The sequence below is a fragment of the Micromonospora sp. B11E3 genome (genome assembly GCF_039871625.1).
Taxonomy (GTDB): Bacteria; Actinomycetota; Actinomycetes; order Mycobacteriales; family Micromonosporaceae; genus Micromonospora.
On sequence record NZ_JBDPMC010000158.1, the window covers coordinates 1 to 5,051 of the forward strand.

The 5,051-nt window shown below is 66.8% G+C and carries 6 protein-coding genes; all 6 read left to right on the forward strand.

Going from position 1 to position 5,051, the window contains the following annotated elements; genetic code table 11:
- Positions 1 to 459 precede the first annotated feature (459 nt).
- The 6 genes from ABGB16_RS33040 (at position 460) to ABGB16_RS33065 (ending at position 4,964) form a co-directional block, all read left to right on the forward strand.
- Positions 460 to 762, forward strand: a complete 303-nt coding sequence (locus ABGB16_RS33040; protein WP_347671985.1) for a hypothetical protein — start codon at positions 460 to 462, stop codon at positions 760 to 762.
- 555 nt (positions 763 to 1,317) lie between these two features.
- Positions 1,318 to 1,800: a tyrosine-type recombinase/integrase gene (locus ABGB16_RS33045; protein WP_347671986.1), complete on the forward strand. Its 483-nt coding sequence runs from the start codon at positions 1,318 to 1,320 to the stop codon at positions 1,798 to 1,800.
- Between the two features lie 201 nt (positions 1,801 to 2,001).
- Positions 2,002 to 2,226 (forward strand): hypothetical protein, encoded by a 225-nt coding sequence (locus ABGB16_RS33050; protein ID WP_347671987.1) that lies wholly within the window; start codon positions 2,002 to 2,004, stop codon positions 2,224 to 2,226.
- A gap of 391 nt (positions 2,227 to 2,617) precedes the next feature.
- Complete coding sequence (locus ABGB16_RS33055; RefSeq protein WP_347671988.1) at positions 2,618 to 3,106, forward strand: hypothetical protein; 489 nt, start codon at positions 2,618 to 2,620, stop codon at positions 3,104 to 3,106.
- Entirely contained in the window at positions 3,099 to 4,145 is a 1,047-nt protein-coding gene (locus ABGB16_RS33060) for a site-specific integrase (RefSeq protein WP_347671989.1), read from the forward strand. Before ABGB16_RS33055 ends, ABGB16_RS33060 begins: the two co-directional genes overlap by 8 nt.
- Positions 4,146 to 4,445: 300 nt before the next feature.
- On the forward strand, positions 4,446 to 4,964 hold the full coding sequence (locus ABGB16_RS33065; RefSeq protein ID WP_347671990.1) for a hypothetical protein: 519 nt from the start codon (positions 4,446 to 4,448) through the stop codon (positions 4,962 to 4,964).
- Positions 4,965 to 5,051: the final 87 nt, after the last annotated feature.

Here is a 5,051-nt window from a genome sequence, read left to right on the forward strand (position 1 = left end):
GTGAGAGGACCACTTCATACCGGGGTTCTGCGTCTTTCCCTTGCACCACAACGGGTCCGGGCGTGTCCGCACCGGCCACCAGCACCGCTACCCGCCGCACTCACACCGTTACGCGGAAAGGCTCAGTGATCGCCGAACTGGCATGAGTGCCACTGCCGGGTGCTACACGCGCTCAACGGGACCCGTGCGGAGCGGTACGCGTCGTCGGCCGCCGATGACTCCCGGCCGTCGGGAACGACGAGGCCCAAGGCGGCGTCTCCCGTTGTCACCGCCATGACACGACCTTCCCGATTGAGCGGTGAGCAGCTTGTCGGTCCGCTTGTTCCGGCTATCCTGCCCGCCCGTCCGCGTCCCCGCCCGGTACCCATGCCGGTACTACCCGCGCGAGTTCAACTACCGGCGGTCGTCAATGCCGCTGAGCTTCTGCTGGGGATGGCTGTCCCATCCCGCTGCGGCCGAGTGACCGCGCAGCACCTCCTACTGGGGCTGGGCTGGCAGCCGGGACACCGCCTCGACATCCAGTCGCACCGAGGGGTGCTCGTCATCGCCTCGGCCGACGATGGTCGGCACGGGGTGGGCAGCCGAGGGCAGCTGCCCCTTCCGGCTTCCGCGCGGCGGATGTGCCGGATCGAGTCCGGCCAGCCGGTGCTGCTGGCCGCTCTTGTCGCCCATGACCTGATCGTTGTGCACTCGATCAGCGCTGTCGCTCGCCTGCTCGCCGATCTGCACGCCGAGGTGGCGGGAGGCGACGATGTCTGCTGATCCCGCCGCGGTTGCCGCTGCCCGGCAGGTCCTGGCCCACCTTGGCGTCACCTTGGCCGATCTGGAGTCCGACGCTAGCGTGCCGGTGTCGCTGCCGACGGTCGCGGAGTATCTGCCGCGCGTGATCGCGGCGGCGGGCCCGGGTGCGAGACGGACCTACGACACCTACTGGGAGCGGATGGCTGCCGCCTGGGGCGACCGGCCGGTGGACGCGGTTGCGGCCAGTGACATCGAGGCGATGAAACAAGAAATGATCGCCACGGCGCGGTCGCGGCGTAACAGCCGCAACGGTCGGCACGCCGGCGAGCATGTCATCGCCGCCGCCCGCGCCTTCTACTCCCGAGCCATCGCCGATGGTCTGATCGACGCGTCAGCCAGTCCCGCGCATCGTGTCGCCAAACCCCGCCGCCTCCCGAGCACACGTCGCGCGTTGACGCCGCACGAGTTGGAGGAGATCAACGCGGTGGCGCGTACCAGCGGTAACGATGTCGTTCTCGACGCACTTCTGCTGCGCCTGCACACGGAGAGGCCTGCCGGCGCGGCGGGGCCCTCGCCGTGCGGCTTGTCGACCTGGATCGCCGCAGCGGGCTCGTGCGTCTGGCTGAGAAAGGCACGGTGCGGTGGCAGCCGGTCAGCCTCGACCTCGCCGAGCATCTGTACGAACATGCCCACGCCCGCGGCGCCGTTCTGTCCACCGACCGGTTGTTGCGCTATCGCAACGGGCAGCCGATCAGCAGCCGTCGCTACGACCACCTGTGGAAACGTATCGGCGAGCGTTTGCCATGGGTCGCCGCGCAGGGCATTTCCACCCACTGGCTGCGGCACACCACCCTCACCTGGGTGGAGCGCCACTTCGGCTACGGGGTGGCCCGCGCCTACGCCGGTCACACCGACAGCCCAGGGTCTTCCACCACCACCTACATCAAGGCCGACATCCAAGACGTCGCTGACGCCCTGTCGGCGATGACCGGCCAACCACACCCACTCGCCACGATGGAAGGAACCCCCGGCGTCTGGCCGATGACCATTCGCCGTTGATCGACTATCTCGGATGAGATCCTGTCGCTTCGTGGGCGGTGGGGGAGCAGTCCCTGGATCCCGCACGAAGCGGCGGGTCCGGTCGGGAGCCTGGGGATGAGCGACACCGGCTCGACTGGACCTGCGTCCCACGGGAGGCCGAGGAGATGCGAAACTATCGACGGTGGCCCGAAGCCGTGGACTGAGTGGCGGGAGTTGCGGATGAACGGCGCAAACGGCGAGTGGACGCCCGGTGACGTTGCCGCCATGATCGGCAACCCGTTCTACGCCGTGAATATCGATCCCGACCTGGCAGTCGCGCACGACCCGATGATCTCCGAAGAAGAATGGGTCGCGGCGAACGCGAGATTGATCGACGAGCTCGGCCCAGAACCTTATCTGCGTAACCTTCTGGCTGTTCTCAAGGGCGTGTACCCGAGGGGCTGACAACTCCACCGCCCCCTTGAAATTGTGCGCCTGTGCCCTCGCTGGTGCCTAGCGGCGCGAACTCCAGTGCAGACTCTGCCTGCTGGAGATGCCCTTCTCCGTGCCCGGATTGACGAGTGCGCTTCACTGGCGCAGGCAGATCGAATTGGTTGATTAAATTGCACTACGTGGCAGCTCACGCTTGTAGTGTTTACGCATCGTAAAGTGCTAGGCTTAACGCATGAGCACCCGTTTGTATAACGGATGCTACGCGTGGGTCCCCCCTCGGACACCAGTTTCGGTGAGGCTTCACCATTTGCGTGACAGGTCACCATACCTGCAGCCGCTTGTTCTTGGCAGATGTTCCGCGGAAGTCGGGTTTGCTTCGCTGCAAACCGCGACGATGGTGGACATGAGTTCGGCTCGGCTGCCGCGGTCCGGTGGTGAACAGCTCATCGGTGCCTTGGTGCCGCCCAAGACTGTGAGCCCGGTTGTCGGGGATCCGGCGCCGTTGCCGGTGTTGCCGCAGCTGAGCCTGCCGGCCGATCCCGACCCAGACGGTCTGGCGTTCGGGATGGCCCGCCTGGACCGGTCCGGACGGCTGTCCGCCAGGGAGTTGCTCGGCGTGTTGGGTTGGCGGCCCGGGAGCCGGATCGATATCGGCGTCGTGGCGGGCGTGTTGGTGGCCGCGTCGGCGTCCGCTGGTCGGCATGTCGTGCGCGGCCGGGGTGGGCTGTGTCTGCCGGCTGCGGTCCGGCAGATGTGCGGTCTGCTGCCCGGTGTGCCGGTGTTGCTGGCGGCTTCGCCGTCCCAGCAGGTTCTGGTGGTCCATTCGGTCGGTACGGTGGCGCGGCTGCTGACCGAGCACCACATCCGCCTTGCAGCAGGCGACCATGGCTGATGAGCAGCGCATCGCGGCCGCGCAGCGGTTGCTGGCCCGACTCGGCGTGAGCGTGGCCGACCTGCGGGAGGCGCAGCGGCCACGGGTGCCGACCATCGCGGAATACCTGCCCCGCGTCATCGCCGCAGCGGGTCCCGGGGCCCGCCGCACCTATGGCAGCTACTGGGACCGTCTCGCAGCGCGGTGGGGGGATCGGAGGTTGGACAGCATCGCTGCGACGGACGTCGAGGCACTGCAACGCGAGGCCGCCGCGGGCGCTCGGCTACGGCGTAACGGTCGTGGCGGCCGGCACGCCGGGGAGCATGTCATCGCCGCGGTCCGGGCGATCTACAACCGGGCGATCGCCGATGGCTTGCTGGGGGTGTCCGACAGCCCGGCGCACCGGGTGAGCAAGCCCCGACGGTTGCCGAGTACTCGGCGCGCGTTGACGTCCGAGGAGTTGGAAGAGATCAATATGGCGGCGCGCAGCAGCGGCAATGACGTTGTCCTCGACGCCATCCTGCTGCGCCTGCACACCGAGACCGCCTGCCGGCGCGGGGGCGCGCTCGCCCTCCGCCTGATGGATCTCGACCGGGAACGCGGCCTGGTTCGGCTCACCGAGAAAGGTGGAACCCTGCGCTGGCAGCCCATCACCCTGGACCTGGCAGCAAGCCTTGACGACCACGCCCGACACCGCGGCGCGGTCGTACCCACCGACGCCCTGCTGCGTTTCCGCCACGGCGGGCCGCTCACCAGCCGCCGCTACGACCACCTGTGGAAACGCATCGGCGAACGCCTGCCCTGGGTCGCCGCCCAGGGCATCTCCACCCACTGGCTGCGCCACACCACCCTTACCTGGGTAGAACGCCACTTCGGCTACGGCGTTGCCCGCGCCTACGCCGGTCATTCGGACAGCACCGGCCCAACCACCACCACCTACATCAAGGCGGATCTCCACGCCGTCGCAACTGCTCTGGCGGCCATGACCGGCCAACCCCACCCACTCGCCGCCTTCGTCGAGGATCCCCAAGCGAGGCCCTTGCGTCCCCATTCGTTATAGCTACCGTCATCGAGTACTGCGAACCAGAGGACTACTGAACTGGGTAATTGGTCGGGTGGCCGCGGGTGGGAATGCCTGGGGCCACCCGACCAATTCCTCGAGCTGGGCTGCCGGCCAGGCCGTCGGCGAGGCGAAGTTGTCTGCCCCGATGCTTGATCTACTCCGATCGGTTGCAGGCGGCATCTCCGTTGGGTACTTCGATACGGACGATCGCCTGGGTATGCTGCCCGGTGCTGCAGATTTATGCGGCATCAATCCTGTGCGCCATCGAGGTGACTCTTCGTCATGCAGACTGCACGGTTGACCGCCACCCTTGTCGCCCTTACTGTCACGCTCAGTATCGGTGTCACCGGATGTCGTACGCGCACCCCTGTTCCCGCCTGCAGCAGCGTTGGCGGCAGTCATTCCGCTGCTTCTGAAAACGGGCAGCAGGACGAAGCGCGAGTCGCCCTTGCCGCTGCTGGCCGGTGGGTTGCCGAGGAAACCGTCCGCGTCATCACTCAGGAGGCGGGTATCGCCGGCCAGGGTGTCATGCATGCGCAGGCGCGAACCGGGACGATGTCGCTGAAGTTTCAGAAGACTGACCGGATGATCCTGGTGACGGTGTATGAGGACGACGTCTACTTCAGTATGCAGAATGTGCCGGGGGTCAGCTTTGGCACCAGCTACCGGCTACCGAAGTCCGAGGTGCCGGCGGGTAGCTACCTGGATGTCGACCCACGAGATCCAGGCGGGATGCGTCGGCTGATCGACGCGGTGGTGAGTGTGCGGCGAGACGGTCAGGGCCCCGGCGTTGTTTCGTATTGTCCGGTTATGTAATGAAAACGCTGATGTTGAGGGCTGGATAGCAGGCGAGCACGACTTCTGCTGATCTTTCGGGTGCCTAGCCAGAAAGATCCACTCAGG